Raw genomic sequence first — 914 nt, forward strand, 5'->3', positions numbered from 1 at the left:
GTAAACCCTATTTTACCACCTCCTGGAGGTCATAATAGATGGTTTACGACCATTAGGAGCTCGTAAATGGTTGTCTACAACCCTTGGGGGCGGTAAGTATTCTATGGCACTGGCCACAACTTTTGAATGGTTTTTCCTTTTTGGGTGATGGTGTACTTCAGGGACATCCACATCGCCCTCATTGGTCAGTACTTCCAGCCAGTGTTAGGGATGCATATGGTCACAGGCCTAACAATGCAAGTTCTACGATGGGCCAAGAGAATGACATCCATGATGAACATGAAGAGGAGCATGCAGAACCTGATCCAGTGCTTGGAGAGGATGCATTTGCACAGTTGATGGAGGCTTATTATGGGCCATCGTTGGGCCATACTGATGGACCTAATGATGGAAGTCACGGACAAGACGAGACCGAGAGACTTGATGACCACCTCCCTGCTTTTGAGGCTGCGGCACGTGCTCCTCTATATGAAGGTGCCCATTGCTCAAGGTATATATGTACACAATTTGCATGATTCTTCAAATAGGCTGGCCGTAACATTAATGTTTGGAGGGTTATTAACAGGTGAGGTGCATGTTAATGTGTGCAGATTGTCAACCACTCTGTTGTTCCTGAACTTGCAAAGCACCTATAGTGTATCCAATGTGGCCATGGACTCCATTTTTAGAGGCATCCAGTCGTTGTTGCCAAAGCCGAACTCCATGCCCACGTCAAGAGACGAAGCTGCAAAGCTATTGTCCAAGATGACATTGGAGTGTGAGGTCATCCACATGTGTGAGAAGGGTTGCAAATTGTTCCGGGGGGATGACCTAAAGGATGCCACTGAGTGCCCTACTTGCAAAAGCCCCCGATATCGTGATGATACTATAGGGGAAAAGATTCCACGCAAGGTAAAAATTATAGCCACAACGCT

At 46.9% G+C, this 914-nt stretch carries 1 protein-coding gene; it reads left to right on the top strand.

What is annotated here, in order from left to right:
• Positions 1-83: 83 nt before the first annotated feature.
• The gene (locus ACFILZ_RS09950) at positions 84-515 is read left to right on the top strand and encodes a hypothetical protein (protein WP_375682390.1); all 432 of its coding nucleotides are present in this window, start codon (positions 84-86) and stop codon (positions 513-515) included.
• Positions 516-914 lie beyond the last annotated feature (399 nt).

This window comes from Bartonella sp. AP40SXNS (genome assembly GCF_042195825.1).
In the GTDB taxonomy this organism is placed as follows: domain Bacteria; phylum Pseudomonadota; class Alphaproteobacteria; order Rhizobiales; family Rhizobiaceae; genus Bartonella.